At 61.8% G+C, this 16282-nt stretch carries 19 protein-coding genes; 9 read left to right on the top strand and 10 right to left on the bottom strand.

Going from position 1 to position 16282, the window contains the following annotated elements; all coding sequences use genetic code 11:
- The first annotated feature begins 9 nt into the window (after nucleotides 1-9).
- Both ACUN0G_RS21230 and ACUN0G_RS21225 read left to right on the top strand, forming a co-directional pair.
- On the top strand, nucleotides 10-450 hold the full coding sequence (locus ACUN0G_RS21230; protein WP_445574199.1) for a hypothetical protein: 441 nt from the start codon (nucleotides 10-12) through the stop codon (nucleotides 448-450).
- Nucleotides 447-851 carry an META domain-containing protein gene (locus ACUN0G_RS21225; RefSeq protein ID WP_445574198.1) on the top strand — a complete coding sequence of 135 codons (405 nt, stop codon included), beginning with the start codon at nucleotides 447-449 and terminating at the stop codon, nucleotides 849-851. The genes ACUN0G_RS21230 and ACUN0G_RS21225 overlap by 4 nt, the downstream gene beginning before the upstream one ends.
- Nucleotides 852-966: 115 nt before the next feature.
- On the opposite strand, the gene ACUN0G_RS21220 is transcribed toward ACUN0G_RS21225, so the two are convergent.
- Nucleotides 967-1428 carry a TlpA disulfide reductase family protein gene (locus ACUN0G_RS21220; protein ID WP_004371382.1) on the bottom strand — a complete coding sequence of 154 codons (462 nt, stop codon included), beginning with the start codon at nucleotides 1426-1428 and terminating at the stop codon, nucleotides 967-969.
- Between the two features lie 115 nt (nucleotides 1429-1543).
- Here ACUN0G_RS21220 and arsC point away from each other — a divergent pair, with 115 nt between their 5' ends.
- The 3 genes from arsC to ACUN0G_RS21205 are packed head-to-tail and all read left to right on the top strand — an operon-like array spanning nucleotide 1544 to nucleotide 2911.
- Nucleotides 1544-1897 carry an arsenate reductase (glutaredoxin) gene (gene arsC / locus ACUN0G_RS21215; RefSeq protein WP_445574197.1) on the top strand — a complete coding sequence of 118 codons (354 nt, stop codon included), beginning with the start codon at nucleotides 1544-1546 and terminating at the stop codon, nucleotides 1895-1897.
- Entirely contained in the window at nucleotides 1894-2508 is a 615-nt protein-coding gene (wrbA, locus tag ACUN0G_RS21210) for an NAD(P)H:quinone oxidoreductase (RefSeq protein WP_017475837.1), read from the top strand. The genes arsC and wrbA overlap by 4 nt, the downstream gene beginning before the upstream one ends.
- A complete protein-coding gene (locus ACUN0G_RS21205) occupies nucleotides 2492-2911 on the top strand; it encodes a DUF2069 domain-containing protein (RefSeq protein WP_445574196.1) in 420 nt (139 codons plus the stop codon). Before wrbA ends, ACUN0G_RS21205 begins: the two co-directional genes overlap by 17 nt.
- A 107-nt stretch (nucleotides 2912-3018) precedes the next feature.
- Here the strand turns inward: ACUN0G_RS21205 and ACUN0G_RS21200 are convergent, their stop codons facing one another.
- Entirely contained in the window at nucleotides 3019-3690 is a 672-nt protein-coding gene (locus ACUN0G_RS21200) for a DNA-3-methyladenine glycosylase I (protein ID WP_258347234.1), read from the bottom strand.
- Between the two features lie 67 nt (nucleotides 3691-3757).
- A complete protein-coding gene (gene ttcA / locus ACUN0G_RS21195; RefSeq protein WP_010165804.1) occupies nucleotides 3758-4582 on the bottom strand; it encodes a tRNA 2-thiocytidine(32) synthetase TtcA in 825 nt (274 codons plus the stop codon).
- A gap of 362 nt (nucleotides 4583-4944) precedes the next feature.
- Between ttcA and ACUN0G_RS21190 the strand changes: the two genes are divergently transcribed.
- Nucleotides 4945-5547 (top strand): Yip1 family protein, encoded by a 603-nt coding sequence (locus ACUN0G_RS21190; protein ID WP_445574195.1) that lies wholly within the window; start codon nucleotides 4945-4947, stop codon nucleotides 5545-5547.
- Between the two features lie 128 nt (nucleotides 5548-5675).
- Nucleotides 5676-6170 carry a SprT family zinc-dependent metalloprotease gene (locus ACUN0G_RS21185; protein WP_026077778.1) on the top strand — a complete coding sequence of 165 codons (495 nt, stop codon included), beginning with the start codon at nucleotides 5676-5678 and terminating at the stop codon, nucleotides 6168-6170.
- Nucleotides 6171-6293: 123 nt separating this feature from the next.
- On the opposite strand, the gene ACUN0G_RS21180 is transcribed toward ACUN0G_RS21185, so the two are convergent.
- Nucleotides 6294-7475, bottom strand: a complete 1182-nt coding sequence (locus ACUN0G_RS21180; protein ID WP_445574194.1) for a CaiB/BaiF CoA transferase family protein — start codon at nucleotides 7473-7475, stop codon at nucleotides 6294-6296.
- 150 nt (nucleotides 7476-7625) lie between these two features.
- Nucleotides 7626-8960, bottom strand: a complete 1335-nt coding sequence (locus ACUN0G_RS21175) for a dicarboxylate/amino acid:cation symporter (RefSeq protein WP_258347237.1) — start codon at nucleotides 8958-8960, stop codon at nucleotides 7626-7628.
- A gap of 338 nt (nucleotides 8961-9298) precedes the next feature.
- On the opposite strand from ACUN0G_RS21175, the gene ACUN0G_RS21170 reads away from it, so the two are divergent.
- Nucleotides 9299-10297 carry an AraC family transcriptional regulator gene (locus ACUN0G_RS21170; RefSeq protein WP_445574193.1) on the top strand — a complete coding sequence of 333 codons (999 nt, stop codon included), beginning with the start codon at nucleotides 9299-9301 and terminating at the stop codon, nucleotides 10295-10297.
- Between the two features lie 129 nt (nucleotides 10298-10426).
- Here ACUN0G_RS21170 and ACUN0G_RS21165 read toward each other — a convergent pair whose 3' ends face one another.
- The 3 genes from ACUN0G_RS21165 to ACUN0G_RS21155 are packed head-to-tail and all read right to left on the bottom strand — an operon-like array spanning nucleotide 10427 to nucleotide 12774.
- Entirely contained in the window at nucleotides 10427-11773 is a 1347-nt protein-coding gene (locus ACUN0G_RS21165; RefSeq protein ID WP_258347239.1) for an ATP-binding protein, read from the bottom strand.
- Entirely contained in the window at nucleotides 11770-12447 is a 678-nt protein-coding gene (locus tag ACUN0G_RS21160; protein ID WP_003214228.1) for a response regulator transcription factor, read from the bottom strand. Before ACUN0G_RS21160 ends, ACUN0G_RS21165 begins: the two co-directional genes overlap by 4 nt.
- Nucleotides 12448-12465: 18 nt before the next feature.
- Nucleotides 12466-12774 carry a hypothetical protein gene (locus ACUN0G_RS21155; RefSeq protein ID WP_017475848.1) on the bottom strand — a complete coding sequence of 103 codons (309 nt, stop codon included), beginning with the start codon at nucleotides 12772-12774 and terminating at the stop codon, nucleotides 12466-12468.
- Between the two features lie 179 nt (nucleotides 12775-12953).
- Here ACUN0G_RS21155 and ACUN0G_RS21150 point away from each other — a divergent pair, with 179 nt between their 5' ends.
- Nucleotides 12954-13679 carry a 4'-phosphopantetheinyl transferase family protein gene (locus tag ACUN0G_RS21150; RefSeq protein WP_445574192.1) on the top strand — a complete coding sequence of 242 codons (726 nt, stop codon included), beginning with the start codon at nucleotides 12954-12956 and terminating at the stop codon, nucleotides 13677-13679.
- A gap of 87 nt (nucleotides 13680-13766) precedes the next feature.
- On the opposite strand, the gene ACUN0G_RS21145 is transcribed toward ACUN0G_RS21150, so the two are convergent.
- Both ACUN0G_RS21145 and ACUN0G_RS21140 read right to left on the bottom strand, forming a co-directional pair.
- Nucleotides 13767-15383 (bottom strand): ATP-binding protein, encoded by a 1617-nt coding sequence (locus ACUN0G_RS21145; RefSeq protein ID WP_258347241.1) that lies wholly within the window; start codon nucleotides 15381-15383, stop codon nucleotides 13767-13769.
- Nucleotides 15380-16105 carry a response regulator gene (locus ACUN0G_RS21140; protein WP_445574191.1) on the bottom strand — a complete coding sequence of 242 codons (726 nt, stop codon included), beginning with the start codon at nucleotides 16103-16105 and terminating at the stop codon, nucleotides 15380-15382. The genes ACUN0G_RS21145 and ACUN0G_RS21140 overlap by 4 nt, the downstream gene beginning before the upstream one ends.
- Between the last annotated feature and the right edge of the window lie 177 nt (nucleotides 16106-16282).

Raw genomic sequence — 16282 nt, 5'->3', positions numbered from 1 at the left:
GGAGGATCCATGGCCGAACACGATTTCCGCTTCAGCTTGCTGAGCCCGCAACACACCCTGATCGAATGCCGCGCCCTGGTGCCGGGCCGTTATCAAGTCACCGGCAACGGTGGCTCGATCAAGAACGGCGACGTTCTGATCGTCACCCTGCGCGGCAGCAAAACCCTGTCGATGCGCCTGACCGTCGAAGGCGATGCACGCTACTCCATCCGCCCGGCGGGCCAGTGGGTCGCCATGGCCCAGGGGCCGAAGTTCGGCGAGTTGGAGATTCACACCTGGAAGGTCAACTGCGACAGCTGCGACACCGTGCTGGAGTTTGAATTCGCGGTGGAAACCAAGCTGACCAAGGAACCGCTGCAACCGGCCGCCACTGCGCGCGTCACCGAGTTGGGCTGGGCCACCCTGGGTGACAAGCACCGTTGCCCGAAATGCCAGCAGGCCGTGCAATGAAAGCCCCGCTGATGCTGGCCGTGCTGGGTGCAGGCCTTGCGGGCTGCGCCAGCGACGAGGTCAAGCTCAAGCAGGATCACAGCTACGTGGTGGAATGGATCGGTGAGCGGCCGCTGATGGATTACGCGCACCTGACCGTGACCCTCGGCGCCGATGGCCGGGCCTACGGCAATGGTGGCTGCAACCATTGGTTCGCGCCCTACACCCTGAATGGCGACAAGCTGAGCTTCGGCAAGGTCGGCAGCACCCGCAAACTCTGCGCCGAAGCGCTGATGGAGCAGGAACACCGCTTCTTCCAGGCCCTGCAAGGCGTGCAGCGCTGGGACATCTCGCCGATCGAACAGACCCGTTTCTGGCCGGCGGATGGCAAGCCGTTGCGATTGTGGCTGGAAGAAGGCTGATTCAGCCGTGTGGCAATCCGGCTCTTCTGTGGGAGCTGGCTTGCCTGCGATTGTATCGCCTCGGTCTGGCTGACAGACCGAGTTGCCCGCATCGCAGGCAAGCCAGCTCCTACATTTATCCGCGCAACGCTTTGAGCTTGGCCAACACCCCTTCCGCCGTCTGCTCACCCATCAGTTGCTCGCGCACCTTGCCCTTGTCATCAATGATGTAGGTCACCGGCAGGGCTTCACTGCGGGGAATGTCGAAGATCCCGTCCGGGTTCTGCGCCAATACGGTGAACTTGATGCCCAGTTTCTCACTGGCGCTCTTGAGTTCTTCACCCTGGACGTTGTCGAAGTTCACGCCGAACACTCCCACCGATTGGCCCTTGAGCTGCTCAGCCAAAGCGTTGAGTTCGGGGATTTCGGTACGGCACGGGCCACACCATTCGGCCCAGTAGTTAACCACCAGCCATTGCTTGTCCAGGCGTTCGGCGGCCACTTTCTGACCGTATTGGTCAACGCCATAATCATTGCCACAGCCGCTGAGCAGCAGTGTGCCGATGATTGCCAATGCGCCTAACAGTCGCCTCGTCATGGGGTAATCCTTCGTAAAAATGAACGTTGGCTGCGGCCTATCGCCTCTCATGGTTTAAGGACGTGGCACAGCGCGGGTAGAATACCCGCCACCTTACGCAAGATGCGACCCGCACATGACCGATCTGACGCTTTATCACAACCCGCGCTGCTCGAAATCCCGCGGTGCGCTCGAATTGCTGGAAGCCCGTGGCCTGACACCGAACGTGGTGCGCTACCTGGAAACCCCGCTCGACGCCGCGCAATTGCAGGCCTTGCTGGGCAAGCTGAACATCAGCGCGCGGCAATTGCTGCGTACCGGCGAGGACGAATACAAAACCCTCAATCTGGCTGACACCAGCCTCAGCGAAGCGCAACTGATTGCCGCCATCGCCGCTCATCCGAAACTGATGGAACGCCCGATCCTCGAAACCGCCGACAAGGCTGTGATTGGCCGCCCGCCAGAGAACATTCTGGAGCTGGTTTCGTGAGTGCGCCGTATGTGCTGGTGTTGTATTACAGCCGCAACGGCTCGGTGAGCGAAATGGCCCGGCAAATTGCCCGGGGCGTCGAGCAAGCCGGGCTTGAGGCGCGCTTGCGCACTGTGCCGGCCATTTCCAGCGAGTGCGAAGCCGTGGCGCCGGACATTCCGGTGGACGGCCCGCTGTACTGCAGCCTCGACGACCTGAAGAACTGCGCCGGCCTGGCACTGGGCAGCCCGACCCGTTTCGGCAACATGGCCGCGCCGCTCAAGTACTTTCTCGATGGCACCAGCAACCTGTGGCTGACCGGCGCCCTGGTCGGCAAGCCGGCGGGCGTGTTCACCTCCACCGCCAGCCTGCACGGTGGCCAGGAGACCACGCTGATGTCGATGCTGCTGCCGCTGCTGCACCACGGCATGCTGATCACCGGCCTGCCCTACAGTGAACAGGCACTGCTTGATACCAAGGGCGGCGGCACGCCTTATGGCGCCAGCCACCATTCCGGTGCCGACGGCAAGCGTGCGCTGGATCAACACGAGATCGCCCTGTGCCGCGCCCTCGGCCTGCGCCTGGCGAAGACTGCCGCGCTGCTGGAGAACGGCCGTGGCCAGGAAGCCTAAGGTACTGCCGCCACAGGCGTGGCTGGAGCCACGGGTCAAAGCGGCGCGGGTGTTGAGCCTGCTGGCGTTTTTGGGATTGGTGGGACTGCTGTGTGCCTACTACCTGGTGTTCGCCGACCTGCACGGCGCGCGACCGTGGGTGATTCTGCTGATCGAGCTGGTGCCGTTGCTGTTGCTGGCGCCGGGGATGATCGTGGGCAGCGCGCGCGGGCATTCGTGGATGTGCTTTGTGGTGAACTTGTACTTCATCAAGGGTGCGCTGGCGGCGTATGACCCGAACCGGCAGTGGTTTGGTGTGCTGGAGATGCTGGCGAGCCTGGCGGTGTTCTGCACGGCGTTGATGTATGTGCGGTACCGGCACCAGTTGAATCGACGGTTGGCGGGGGAAGGTTTGCCTGCCTGATGCTTTTGTAGTGCCTGACCTGCCGCTATCGCAGGCAAGCCAGCTCCCACAGAGGAATGCATTCCAAGTGTGGGAGCTGGCTTGCCTGCGATGGCATCAACCCGGTATCAATGATTCACAGTGTAAGCCAACATCATCGACAACTGGCACATCGGCCGCCCGCTCTCGGCATGCCACTGGTTGAACGCGCCTTGCACCGTGGCCAGGTCCCGCAGGCTGGTGGGTGCCTTGTCGACAATCTTCTGCGCATTCAGCGCCGCCACCACGTCATAGCTCGGCACGAACGTGTCCTTGCCCACCATCCGCAAAAAACGCGGCGCCGACAGCCCGCCCAACTGGTGGCCGTGCTTGCTCAGGTACTTCCACAGGCCGACGATATCGGTCACCGGCCAGTCGGCAATAAATGCGCCGAAGCTGCCTTTTTCCTTCTCGATATCCAGAATCATCTGCGCATTGCGCGGCACGCTCTTGAGCTTGCCCAGGTGGCGGATGATGCGCGTGTCCTGCATCAGTCGCTCCAGGTGCTCGGCGCCCATCAGCACGACTTTTTCCGGGTCAAAGCCGAAGAACACTTGCTCGAACGCCGGCCACTTGGCGTCCACCACGCTGTGTTTGAGCCCGGCGCGAAACACCCGCAGCGACAGGGTCGACAGGTAGCGGTCATCGCTGATCTTGCGCAGTTTCGCCGGGGTCAGGGGCACAGGCAGATGGGCTTCCAGCTCGGCCGCCGAACCAAACCGGTTCAGACAATATTCGTGCAGCCACTTGTAATCGCGCATGCCCTCTCCTAAGGATTGAAATGAAAACGGCGCCCAGGAGCGCCGTCTGTCAGAGCGGTGAAATGGCTCAGAGGTTCACTACGTTGACGAAGCGCGACGCCGCACTTTCGTCGATACGCAGGCTGGTGAAGTCGAACAGGTTACGGTCAGCCAACTGCGACGGCTGCACGTTCTGCAGACTGCGGAAGATGCTGTCGACGCGGCCCGGGGTCTTGCGGTCCCAGTCCTGGAGCATGTCCTTGACCACCTGGCGCTGCAGGTTTTCCTGGGAGCCGCAGAGGTTGCACGGGATGATCGGGAATTGCTTGAGGTCGGAATACGCCTGGATGTCCTTCTCATGGCAGTACGCCAACGGGCGGATCACCACGTTGCGCCCGTCGTCGGCCCGCAGCTTGGGCGGCATGGCCTTGAGGCTGCCGTTGAAGAACATGTTGAGGAAGAAGGTTTCGACGATGTCGTCGCGGTGGTGACCCAGGGCCATCTTGGTCGCGCCGATTTCGTCGGCAAAGGTGTAGAGCGTGCCACGGCGCAGGCGCGAGCACAGTGAGCAGGTGGTCTTGCCTTCCGGGACCAGTTCCTTGACCACCGAGTAAGTGTCTTTCTCGACGATGTGGTACTCGATCCCCAATTCCTTGAGGTAGGCCGGCAGCACATGCTCGGGAAAGCCCGGCTGCTTCTGGTCCATGTTCACGGCGACGATCTCGAACTTGATCGGCGCGACCTTTTGCAGGTGCATCAGCACGTCGAGCATGGTGTAGCTGTCTTTGCCGCCAGACAGGCAGACCATGACCTTGTCGCCCTCTTCGATCATGTTGAAATCGGCGACTGCCTCACCGGCCTGGCGACGCAGGCGTTTTTGCAGCTTGTTCTGGTTGACCGTAAGAGTGCCCATGGCGCTTGGATCCGCGAAAGGTGTGTGACGAAAAGCCGGGTATTTTACCGGGATGGACGACCGAGTTCCAATGTGGGAGCGGGCTTGCTCGCGAATGCGTGGGGTCAGTCGCCAGGCGTTTAGTTGACCCACCGCGTTCGCGAGCAAGCCCGCTCCCACAATTGACCGCATTCCAGTCAACAGACCCCGCCGCGATTAAGCCCAATGTTTACAGCGCAATTTGCTCTAAAGCCCCACAGTTTTTCCGGTCATCACTTCCTATACTGCGACATAAGGTCGCACACATATCCAGACCTTTCAGGCCAATTGGCCCGTGGGCGCTCCACTGGGGGGCGATGGTAATAACGACAGGAGTGACTGGCATGATCCATCACGTCGTGGGACTTTTCACCCACCCCGATCAGGAATGGCGGGAAATTCGTGGCGATAAAGAAGAAAGCATCAGCCACATGTACCTCACCCACACGCTGATTCTCGCGGCGATCCCCGCTGTATCCGCCTTTATCGGTACCACTCAGGTCGGTTGGGTCATCGGCAACCGCGCACCGGTGATGCTGACGGTGGAAAGCGCGCTGTGGATGACCGTCATGTCCTACGCGGCGATGCTCGGCGGCGTGGCGGTGATGGGCGCTTTCATTCACTGGATGGCACGCACCTATGACGCCAACCCCAGCATGGCGCGCTGCGTGGCGTTTGCCACCTATACCGCGACACCGCTGTTTGTCGGCGGGCTGGCGGCCCTGTACCCGCACATGTGGCTGGGGATGGTCGTCGGCACGGCGGCCATCTGCTACACGGTATACCTGCTGTATGTAGGGCTGCCGACCTTCATGAACATCCACCCGGATGAAGGGTTCCTGTTCTCCAGTTCAGTGCTGGCCGTGGGCCTGGTGGTGCTGGTGGCGATCATGGCCTTTACCGTGATCGTCTGGGGGCTGGGCGTAGGCCCGATCTACACCAACTGACGCGGTTTACCCGCAGGAAAAGCCACCGCAAGGTGGCTTTGTGCGTTATGCATGACCATTCGGCGCCTGACAGATTCGGATACACCCTTGTTTGCGGCATACTGGACGTCTCTGGAGATATGTACAGCATGCCCGAGCAACTCAATACCCGCGTCGAAGATTGTTTCCTGCAAGCCGAATCCTTTTTCAAACGAAGCTTCAAACGCCCCCAGGTCAGCCTCAAGCTGCGGGGCCAGAAGGCCGGTGTCGCGCATTTGCACGAGAACCTGCTGCGCTTCAACCCGCAGTTGTACCGTGAAAACAGCCAACACTTCCTTAAACAGACCGTCGCCCATGAAGTGGCGCACCTGATTGCCCACCAATTGTTCGGCGAGCGCATCCAGCCCCATGGCGAGGAATGGCAGTTGATCATGCGTGGGGTTTACGAACTGCCGCCGGATCGCTGCCACACCTATGAAATCCAGCGGCGTCGCGTGACGCGGTATATCTACCGCTGCCCGTGTGCCGACAGTGACTTCCCGTTTTCGCCACAGCGTCATGGGTTGGTGAGCCAGGGGCGGCGGTATTTGTGCCGCAGGTGTCGGCAGACTTTGGTGTTTACCGGGGAAACTCGCGTCGAGTAGGGTTTGTGGTGGATTTAAAGGCCCCTTCGCGAGCAAGCCCGCTACCACATTTGATCGCATTCCAACGACGGAAGTCGGTCGAATGTGGGAGCGGGCTTGCTCGCGAAGGGGCCGGCCCAGGCGCTACTGAATCACCTTGGCACGCCGCAGATCATCTATCTGCTGAGCACTGAAGCCCAACTCCGCCAACACCTCATCGCTGTGAGCGCCCACCGCCGCGCCTATGTGCCTGGCCGCCGGCAAGCCCTCGGAAAACTTCAGCGGACACGCGATTTGCGCCTGGCTGGAACCATCGCCCCGCGGCACCTGGCTGACCAGCTCCCGGGCTTTCAACTGCGGGTGCTCAACGGCCTCGCTCAGGTTCAGCACCGGCTCGACACACGCATCAATCCCGGCAAACAGCTCACACAGCTCATCAAAGCTGCGTTTCTCGAACTCGACCTGCAATGCCAGCTTGAGGGCTTTCTGCTGCTCGGGTTTGGGCGACAAGCCCTGCGCCGCCAACTCGGGGCACCCAAGGGCCGTACACAGTTGCTGCATAAAGGCCGGTTCCAGGCTGCCCACCGATAACCAGCGCCCTTCCCGCGAGCGGTAATAGTCATAGAAGCTGCCACCATTGAGCACCTGGTTCTCCCACGCCGGCTCCACACCGCACGCCAGGTAACCCGCGCCGGCCATGGCATTCAGGCTGAAGGCGCAGTCGGTCATGCTCACGTCGAGGTATTGCCCCACCCCGCTCTGCTGCCGGGCAATCACCGCCGCCAGCAAACCGATCACTGCGTGCAACGAACCTCCGCCCACGTCGGCCAATTGCACGCCCAGGGGCAACGGCCCGCTGTCCTGGCGCCCGGTGTAACTGGCGACACCCGCCAGGGCCAGGTAGTTGATGTCATGGCCGGCGCGGTTCTTGTAGGGACCGGTCTGGCCGTAGCCGGTGATGGAGACGTAGATCAGCTTCGGATTGATCGCCTTCAACGCCTCGTAACCCAGGCCCAGGCGCTCCATCACCCCGGGCCGGAACTGCTCGAGGACGATGTCATGGTCCGCCACCAACTGCCGCACGATCTCCACCGCCTCGGCCTGCTTGAGGTCCAGGGCCAGGCTGCGTTTGTTGCGGTTCAGATAGGCATGGCTGGCCGATACGCCCTGGTCATGGGGCGGCAATACCCGCAGCAGGTCCATGCGCGTGGGGGATTCGATGCGCAATACCTCGGCGCCCATGTCAGCCAGCAGCAACGAGGCGAACGGCCCCGGCAGCAAGGTGGAGAAATCCAGTACTTTGAGGGACGCCAAGGGACCTGACATGGAAACTCCGATTCCGATTCGATTGGCCACAGAGTAGGCAAACCTGGCGGTCAGCAGCAATCACATAAACCATCATCCGGAGTGACTGATGTTTCGCGCAGGCATAAAAAAACCCATCCGAAGATGGGTTTTTTCACAAACGGTACAGCCTTACTTGACGGCGGTTGGAGCTGGGCCTTCGGCCACGCCCAGGTCGTCTTCTTCGCGGGTGTCGGAGATACCACGACCACCGGAAGCCAGTTCGACTTGCAGCTTGTCTTCGTCCAGTTCCTTGACCCACTTGGCCACAACCAGGGTGGCAACCGCGTTGCCTACCAGGTTGGTCAGTGCGCGGGCTTCGGACATGAAGCGGTCGATACCCAGGATCAGCGCCAGGCCGGCAACCGGCAGGTGGCCAACAGCCGACAGGGTAGCGGCCAGTACGATGAAGCCACTACCGGTCACGCCAGCAGCGCCTTTGGAGGACAGCAGCAGTACCAGCAACAGGGTGATCTGGTGGGTAATGTCCATGTGGGTGTCAGTCGCCTGGGCGATGAACACGGCGGCCATGGTCAGGTAGATCGAAGTACCGTCCAGGTTGAAGGAGTAGCCAGTCGGGATAACCAGGCCGACGACCGACTTCTTGGCGCCCAGGCGTTCCATCTTGATCAGCATGCGTGGCAGTGCGGATTCGGACGAGGAAGTACCCAGTACGATCAGCAGTTCTTCACGGATGTAGCGGATCAGTTTCAGGACGCTGAAGCCGTGTGCGCGGCAGATGGCGCCCAGTACCAGGACCACGAACAGGATGCAGGTGATGTAGAAGCAGATCATCAATTGACCGAGCTGCACCAGCGAACCTACACCGTAGGCACCGATGGTGAACGCCATGGCGCCCAGGGCACCGATTGGCGCGAGCTTCATGATCATGTTGATGATGTTGAACATCACGTGGGCGAAGCGATCGATGAAGTCCAGCACCGGCTTGCCGTAGGCACCCAGGCGATGCAGGGCGAAACCGAAGATCACCGAGAACATCAGCACTTGCAGGATGTCACCGGTGGCGAACGCGCCGACGATGGTGTTCGGGATCACGTTCAGCAGGAAGCCAACGATGCTCTGGTCTGCACCGGCAGTCACATAGGCAGCGACTTTAGAGGCGTCCAGAGTAGCCACGTCGATGTGCATGCCGGCGCCCGGTTGCACAACGTTGACCACGATCAGGCCGATCAGCAGGGCGATGGTGGAGACGACTTCGAAGTACAGCAGCGCGTAGCCGCCGGTTTTGCCGACCGATTTCATGTTTTGCATGCCAGCGATACCGCTGACAACGGTGCAGAAGATGATGGGGGCGATGACCATTTTGATCAGCTTGATAAAGCCGTCACCCAGTGGCTTGAGGGCCACGCCGGTCTGCGGGTAGAAGTGGCCGAGCAAAATACCGATAACGATTGCAACGATCACCTGGAAATACAGGGATTTGTACAGTGGCTGACGAGTCGTCATTGCAAAGTTCCTCAATCGTCCCGTGTGGCAAATATCCGCCATTGCCCACGACACTTGAATTGCGAACCCTCCTGCACTGGAGGGATTTGTTGTTTGAGAGCCCGCTCAAGGCCGGTCTCCCTGCGCTCTCTATCGCAAGCGTCGTGCCACTTTTACTGAAAACCGCTGAAGGCCTTTAGACATCAGCTCTTGGGTGGTTTTCGGCTTCAGACACCGCCTACGCAAGGTGGCGGATTTCCGCCTCACCTCCCGATCTCGTCCTACAATTTGGCGGATATCCGCCTTGTTGCCCTCACACAGGATGGCTAACATCCGCCACTCAATGGACGAGGCCCCTCATGCGTGAACGTACCATCGCCAGTCACTACGCCCGGGCCGCTTTAGGCGGTGCTCGTCGAGCTGGCTACGACTATTCGGGCCTGCTGCAGCAAGTGGGCATTACCCCGGAACTGCTGAGCGAACCCCGCGCCCGCATCGCCCCGGAGCAATTCACCCGGCTGCTGCAGATGCTGTGGCTGGCGCTGGATGACGAATACCTGGGTTTCGCCGAAGGCCCGAGCAAGCGCGGCACCTTCGCCATGATGTGCCACGCGCTGATTCACTGCCGCACCCTGGAGAAGGCTCTGGAACGCGGCTTATTATTTTATAGCCTATTCCCGCAAGGTCCGCGCTGGCGTCTGACACGCGAAGGGGAAATGGCCCGCTTGAGCCTGGACGATTCGCAGCTGTGGGACCCGGATCACTTCCTCAGCGAATGCCTGCTGGTGATCTGGCATCGCCTCGGCAGCTGGCTGATCGGCCAGCGCATCCGCCTGGACCAGGCCACCTTCAGTTACCCGATGCCGGCCCATGCCGGTGAGTACGACTTGCTGTTCCCCTGCCCGCAGGTGTTCGCCGCGCCCAGCAGCAGCCTGGTGTTTCCCAGCCGCTACCTGAGCCTGCCGCTGTTGCAGGATGAACGCACCCTCAAGCACTTCCTCGAACGCTCACCGGCCGACCTGCTGTCACGGCCGGATGAGGGCGACAGCCTGAGCAGTCAATTGCGCCGCTTATTGAGCCGCGACCGCACGCCATGGCCCGACCTCGAAGCCGTCGCCCAGCACCTGCATATCAGCCCGCAGACCCTGCGTCGGCATTTGCGGGAGGAAGGCACCAGCTTTCAGGCACTCAAGGATGAATTACGCCGGGACATTGCGATTTATCATTTGGGGCGGGCGGATTTGTCGTTGCAGGAGATCGCCGAACAGCTGGGGTTTTCCGAGCCATCGGCGTTTCATCGGGCGTTCAAGAAGTGGACCGGGCTGACCCCGGGGGCCTATAGAGCACAAGAAACCTAACCGTAGCAGCTGTCGAGCCTTGGCGAGGCTGCGTCGGGAGCGCCGCCAATGTAGGGCCAGGCGCAAAACCGAGTTGGGGCCAACGCAGCCTCGCCAGGGCTCGACAGCTGCTACGGGGAGGTAGCGGAATCAGACCGCCGGGAAATGGATCTTGAACGCCGCGCCACCCAGCGGTGAATCCCCAAGGGTCAACCGTGCGCTGTAGCTTTCGATGATGTCCTTGACCACCGCCAGGCCGATGCCCTGCCCCGGATGCTGGCGGTCCAGCCGCTCACCCCTTTGCAGGATCCGCGCACGCTGGTCCGGTGGCACGCCGGGGCCGTCATCTTCGATACACAACTCAGTGCCTTCCAGGCTTTCATGCAGGGTGATGCGCACTTCGCTCAGGCACAGGCGATAGGCGTTTTCCAGCAGGTTGCCGAGCAGTTCCAGCAAGGCGCCCTTCTCGATCGGCACGTCGCATTCTTCCGGCAAATCGAAGGAGACCTTCACGCCTTTATCGCGATAGACCTTGTTCAGCGTGTCGCACAGGCTTTGCAGCACCGGCTCCAGGCGCACCTGGTGACGCACCAGGCCGCTTTTACGCAGGCTGGCGCGCTGCAATTGGTAGCTGATCTGCTGGCTCATGCGCTCGATCTGCGATTGCAGCACCCGGGCCTGGTCGCGATCTTCGGGGCGCTGGGCCATGTCTTCGCTCACGCCTTGCAGCACTGCCAGCGGGGTTTTCAGGCTGTGGGCCAAGTCATCCAGGGAGTCGCGGTAACGGGTGCGTTGCTCACGTTCACTGTGGAGCAGACGGTTGAGGGAGCCGGTCAGACGCAAAAGTTCGCGAGGATGTTGTTCACTGAGGCTTTCCCGGGTACCGCCTTCGATTTCATCCAGTTCCTGGCTCAGCCGGCGCAGCGCTTGCAGGCCCCAGGTCAGGCCCAGCCACAGCAGAGTCAGCAGCACCAGCAAGGCCGCGCCGAAGCCCAGGTAGAGGTTTTCCCGCAGGCCTTCGAGGGTCAGTTGGTATTCACGCACCGGTTGCAGGGCGACGATACTGAACGCCGCGCTCTTGCCGCCCAGCAGCTTGACCTCGACGTCATAGACGAAAAATTCCTGGCCGTTGGCTTCGCGAATCCGCGCAAACTCGTTGCCGCGCCCGTCATAGCGCGGCTTGTAGTTGATGTTTTCTTCCTGGGTCGCGCGCGAACGCCAGACCAGATGGCCTTCGCGGTCATAGATGTAGCCCAACAGGCGGCTGTCGGTGAGGTTGAAGCGCTCATCCGGCAACTGCGCGGGCATCAGCAGGCGATTGTTTTCAACCCGCGCAGCCGAAATCAGCGTGGTGACATCCGACGCCAGCCGCTGCTCGATGGAATCCTGCAGGGCCAGGCTGAAGGCGCCCTGCATCGCGGGCAACAAGGCCAGCATAAACAGCACGGCCAGGGTGGTGGCCGCGAGCATCAAACGCACACGTAACGAGCGAATCAACGGCAGCGCTCATTAAACAGGTAGCCCAGACCGCGCACGGTGTCGATCGGCTTGAACCCCGCCGGGCCTTCCAGCTTGCGGCGCAGGCGGCCTACCAGCACTTCGATGACGTTCGGATCGCGCTCGTCGTCATCGGGGTAGAGCTGTTCCATCAGGCGGTCCTTGGCAACCACCTGCTGATGGTGACGCATGAGGTATTCGAGGATGCGGTATTCGTAGGCGGTCAGCGCCAGCGGCTGTTCGTCGAGGGAAGCCTGCTTGCGATTGAGGTCCAGCAGCAAGGGCCCGGCGACAATGGTCGACTGGGTGAAACCGCTGGAGCGGCGCAGCAGTGCGTTCATCCGCGCTTCCAGCTCTTCGAACTGGAACGGCTTGACCACATAGTCGTCGGCACCCGCAGCCAGGCCTTCGACCTTGTCCTGCCAGTTGCCGCGAGCGGTCAGGATCAGGATCGGGAACGTCTTGGCCTGGGCGCGCAGTTGGCGGATCAGGTCCAGGCCGCCCATGCCGGGCAGGCCCAGGTCGATGATCGCCAGGTCGTGGTTGAATTGCCCGGTCTGGTACAGCGCCTCTTCGGCGTTGGCGACGGCCTCGACCACGTGACCGCTGTCGGTAAGGCGGGTCAACAGGTGATGACGCAACAACGCCTCATCTTCGACAACCAGCAATTTCATAAAGCTCTCCAAGGCAAATCAACTTTCCAACTGGGGTATATCATAGCGGCCTTGCAGGTCTTGCTGGCGCAGTTTACTGCCGTTGAAGTGACCTGACAGGTTTTCATTGCCTACGCGATAGTCCGACTGCGGGGTGTGCTGGCCCAGGGACTGGCCCCACGGAGCCGCCTGTTCGCCGGCATCTTCGAAGCTCACCCGCTGGAGAAGGCTGTAGGGCTTTTTGCTCTTCTCTTTGGAGAAACCCGCGAAGCTGGCATCAGAGGCCTGGACGCCAGCAGTGGCGCTGAGCATGGTTAACGCCAACATCAGCTTCTTGATCGCAGTCATGGTCTACCTCACACGCTTTGGCTTTGAGTACGGGGCCAGACTACGCAGCCCCCGCTGAACTCCCCCTGAACACTCTCTGAACCTGGGCTGAACCGAGGCCGGCTACCGTGTAAAGAGTTATTTACATATCCCCGGCCACAGGCTATCCAGCGGCCCTTCAACTCGGCAAAATACCCGGCATGAACTCCCTACCCGCCTGCTGCACCCCACTTGATGCCCATTGGCCGTTGCCCGTTGCCTTGCCCGGCACGGTCTTGCTGAGCACCCGTTTTGACCCATCCCTGCTGGCCATCGGCGACTTCCAGCGCAGCGCCGTGCCGCCGCCCGCGAGCATCCAGCGCTCGGTAGCCAAGCGCCAGGCGGAGTTTCTGGCCGGTCGCCTGTGTGCCCGCGCGGCCTTGCAACAGCTGGATGGGCTGGATTGCGTGCCGGCCATTGGCGAGGACCGCGCGCCGGTCTGGCCCGCGCATATCAGCGGCTCGATCACCCACAGCACCGGCCATGCGGCGGCCATCGTCGCCCACAAGGCACAGTGGCGCGGGCTGGGAATGGACCTGGAGAACCTGCTGACACTGGAGCGCGCGGAACGCCTGGCCGGGGAAATCCTGACACCGGATGAATTACAGCGCATGGCTGCCGGGCCGCGGGAGCAGATCGCGCAGTTGGTGACGCTGACGTTTTCGGCGAAAGAGAGCCTGTTCAAGGCGCTCTACCCGATCGTGCAGAAGCGCTTCTATTTTGAGCATGCCGAGTTGCTGGAATGGTCGGATACCGGCCATGCGCGGCTGCGGTTGCTAACGGACCTGTCGGCTGAGTGGTGCCATGGCAAGGAGCTGGAGGCGCAGTTTGCGGTGGATGACGGGCAATTATTGACCCTGGTGGCCGTAGCAGCTGTCGAGCCTTAGCGAGGCTGCGTCGGGAGCGCCGCCGATGTCGAGCCAGGCGCGAAACCGAGTGGGGGCCAACGCAGCCTCGCCAGGGCTCGACAGCTGCTACGGGCGGGGTTTTTCTTGGTCCCGTGGCCAGCTCAGGCTGAAACACGCGCCACCCAGGTTGTTGCTCTTGCTGATCAACGCCCGGCCGCCGTGCCAATAGATGATCCGCCGCACAATCGACAATCCCAACCCGTGCCCGCCCGACGCGCGAGTACGGCTGTCATCCAAGCGCAGGAACGGGGTGAAGATCCGCTCCCAGGCACTTTCCGGCACGCCCGGGCCGTCGTCTTCCACATCGATGCGACACCGCACCTGGCCCACTTGGTAACTGATCAGCACCCGCCCCTGGGCATGGCGCATGGCATTGCTCACCAGGTTTTGCAGCGCTCGATGCAGGTAACGCGGTTCGGCCTCCACCCACGCATCGTCCCAATGGGCAGAAGACAGGCAGATGCCCCGCGCCACGTTGATTTCCGGGCGCAGCGGCGACAGTTCATCAATCACCTGATCGAGCAACGCGCTGAGGTCGACCCGCTGGAAATTCAGCGCCGGCGAACCCTGCTCCAGTCGCGCATAAGTCAGCATTTCGTCCACCAGGCCATCAAGGTCCTGGATGTCGCTGTCCATGCCTTCCATGTACTTGCGCCGCGCCTCAGGCGTGGCCGCGTCGCCAATCATCTCCAGGCCGAACCGCAGGCGCGCCACCGGGGTGCGCAGTTCGTGGGACACCGCACGCACCAGTTCGCGCTGGATCGCCAACAAGCGTTGCAGGTGCTCGGCCATGCCATTGAACGCCGCCGCCAGGCGCCCCACCGAATCGGCACCCCGGGCCGGCACTCGCACTTCCAGGCTGCCCTTGGCGATGCGCGTGGCGGCAGCTTCCAGGCCACTCAAGCGCCGTTCCAGTTGGCGTACCAATAAATAGACGATCAAGCCGATCAGGGTCAGGCTGATCAACGCGATCAGGATCAACCACTGCGGCGGATACGGGTTCATTTGGTACAGCGGGCCGATTTCCAGGACCCACGGGGTGCCGACCATGCCGGCAAACACCCGGATCGAATCACCGCCCTTGCCCAGGGCCATCACCGTATCGCCCTCGGACACGCGGCGGCGCTGGTCTTCGTCCATATCAGCCTGGTCGAGCATCACCAGGTGCATCTCGAATCCAAAGCCCTTGGCCTCTTTCAGGTCGGCGAGTTTTTGCGGTTGCTCGGCCACCGGGAAACGCACCAGCTCATCGGCCAGCAGGTAAATGGTCGCGCGGGCCAGTTGTTCGCTGATTTGCTGCACTTCGCCGGTGAGCAACAGTTGCTCCTGGTCACTGACCAGCCGCAGCACCCTGGCCGCATGGGGGCCGGTTTGCTCCACCAACACCTGGCCGCGTTGCAGGCGGGTGCGCTGGCTCAGGTCCAGATGCGCCTCGGCCACGGTCTGCAATTCCAGCGGGATGCCCAGCAAGCGCTCCCATACCGCCAGGGCGCGGCGGCGTTCGATGGCGCTCATGGGTTGCAGGTTGTCGCCCATCAGCGCGAAGGTGCCATGGGCCAGGCGCTCGCGGTACTGGCCGCTGCGCACTTCATTGAGCAGGTGCAGGGCCAGTACGCCGAGCAACGCCACCAGAATCAGCGCCGCGCACATGCCGCCGTAGATGCGCAGGAAGATCGAGTTCACGGCGTAAGTTCAGCAGCGGCTTCGGGGACGAACAGGTAGCCTTTGCTGCGAATGGTCTTGATCAGCCGTGGGTGGATCGGGTCGTCGCCGATTTTCGGGCGAATCCGCGAGATGCGCACGTCGATGGAGCGGTCCTGGCCGTCGTAGCCAATACCGCGCAAGGCAGTGAAGATTTCTTCCCGGGACAGAATTCGCCCGGCATTCGCCACCAGCAGCCACAGCAGATCGAATTCGGCGCTGGTCAGTTCGATGCCGCCGTCGTGCAGCCAGGCTTCACGCAGGGCGTTGTCCACCACCAGCGGGCCGAATTGCAGGCGCCGCTGTTTTTCGGGGATGGGTGGCTCGACGCTTTCGCTGCGCCGCAGCAGGGCCTGGATGCGCGCCAGCAGCAGGCGTGGGCGTACGGGTTTGCACACGTAGTCGTCGGCGCCCATGTCCAGGCCCAGCACCTGGTCCATGTCGTCGGTGCGTGCAGTCAGCATCAGGATCACCCCGTCGTAGTCCTCGCGCACCTTGCGGCAGATGCTCAGGCCGTCTTCGCCGGGCAACATCAGGTCGAGGATCACCAGGTCCGGCTGTTCGGCAATGATCCGCGCGGCCGCCAGGGCGCCGTTGCCCTCCACCGACACCCGCAGGCCGTTGCTCTCCAGGTAGTCACGGGTCAACTCGGCCAGTCGCTCGTCGTCCTCGACAATCAATACCTGCCAGGCTTCATGCTCCATGCGTTACCTCGGTTCTAATTATTGTAGGAGCGGGCTTGCCCGCGAAAAACTCAAGGGCGCCGCGTTTATTCAGGTTTCCAGCGTTATCGTTGACGTCCTTCGCGGGCGAGCCCGCTCCTACAGTTGTCATGTAGGCGAGGCATAAACTGTATGAATAACTGCCGATTGTAGCAACGG

It is taken from the genome of Pseudomonas sp. 32A (genome assembly GCF_052682255.1).
The sequence above is the reverse complement of the archived record's forward strand: the minus strand, read 5'-3'. Positions and strand labels throughout refer to the sequence as shown.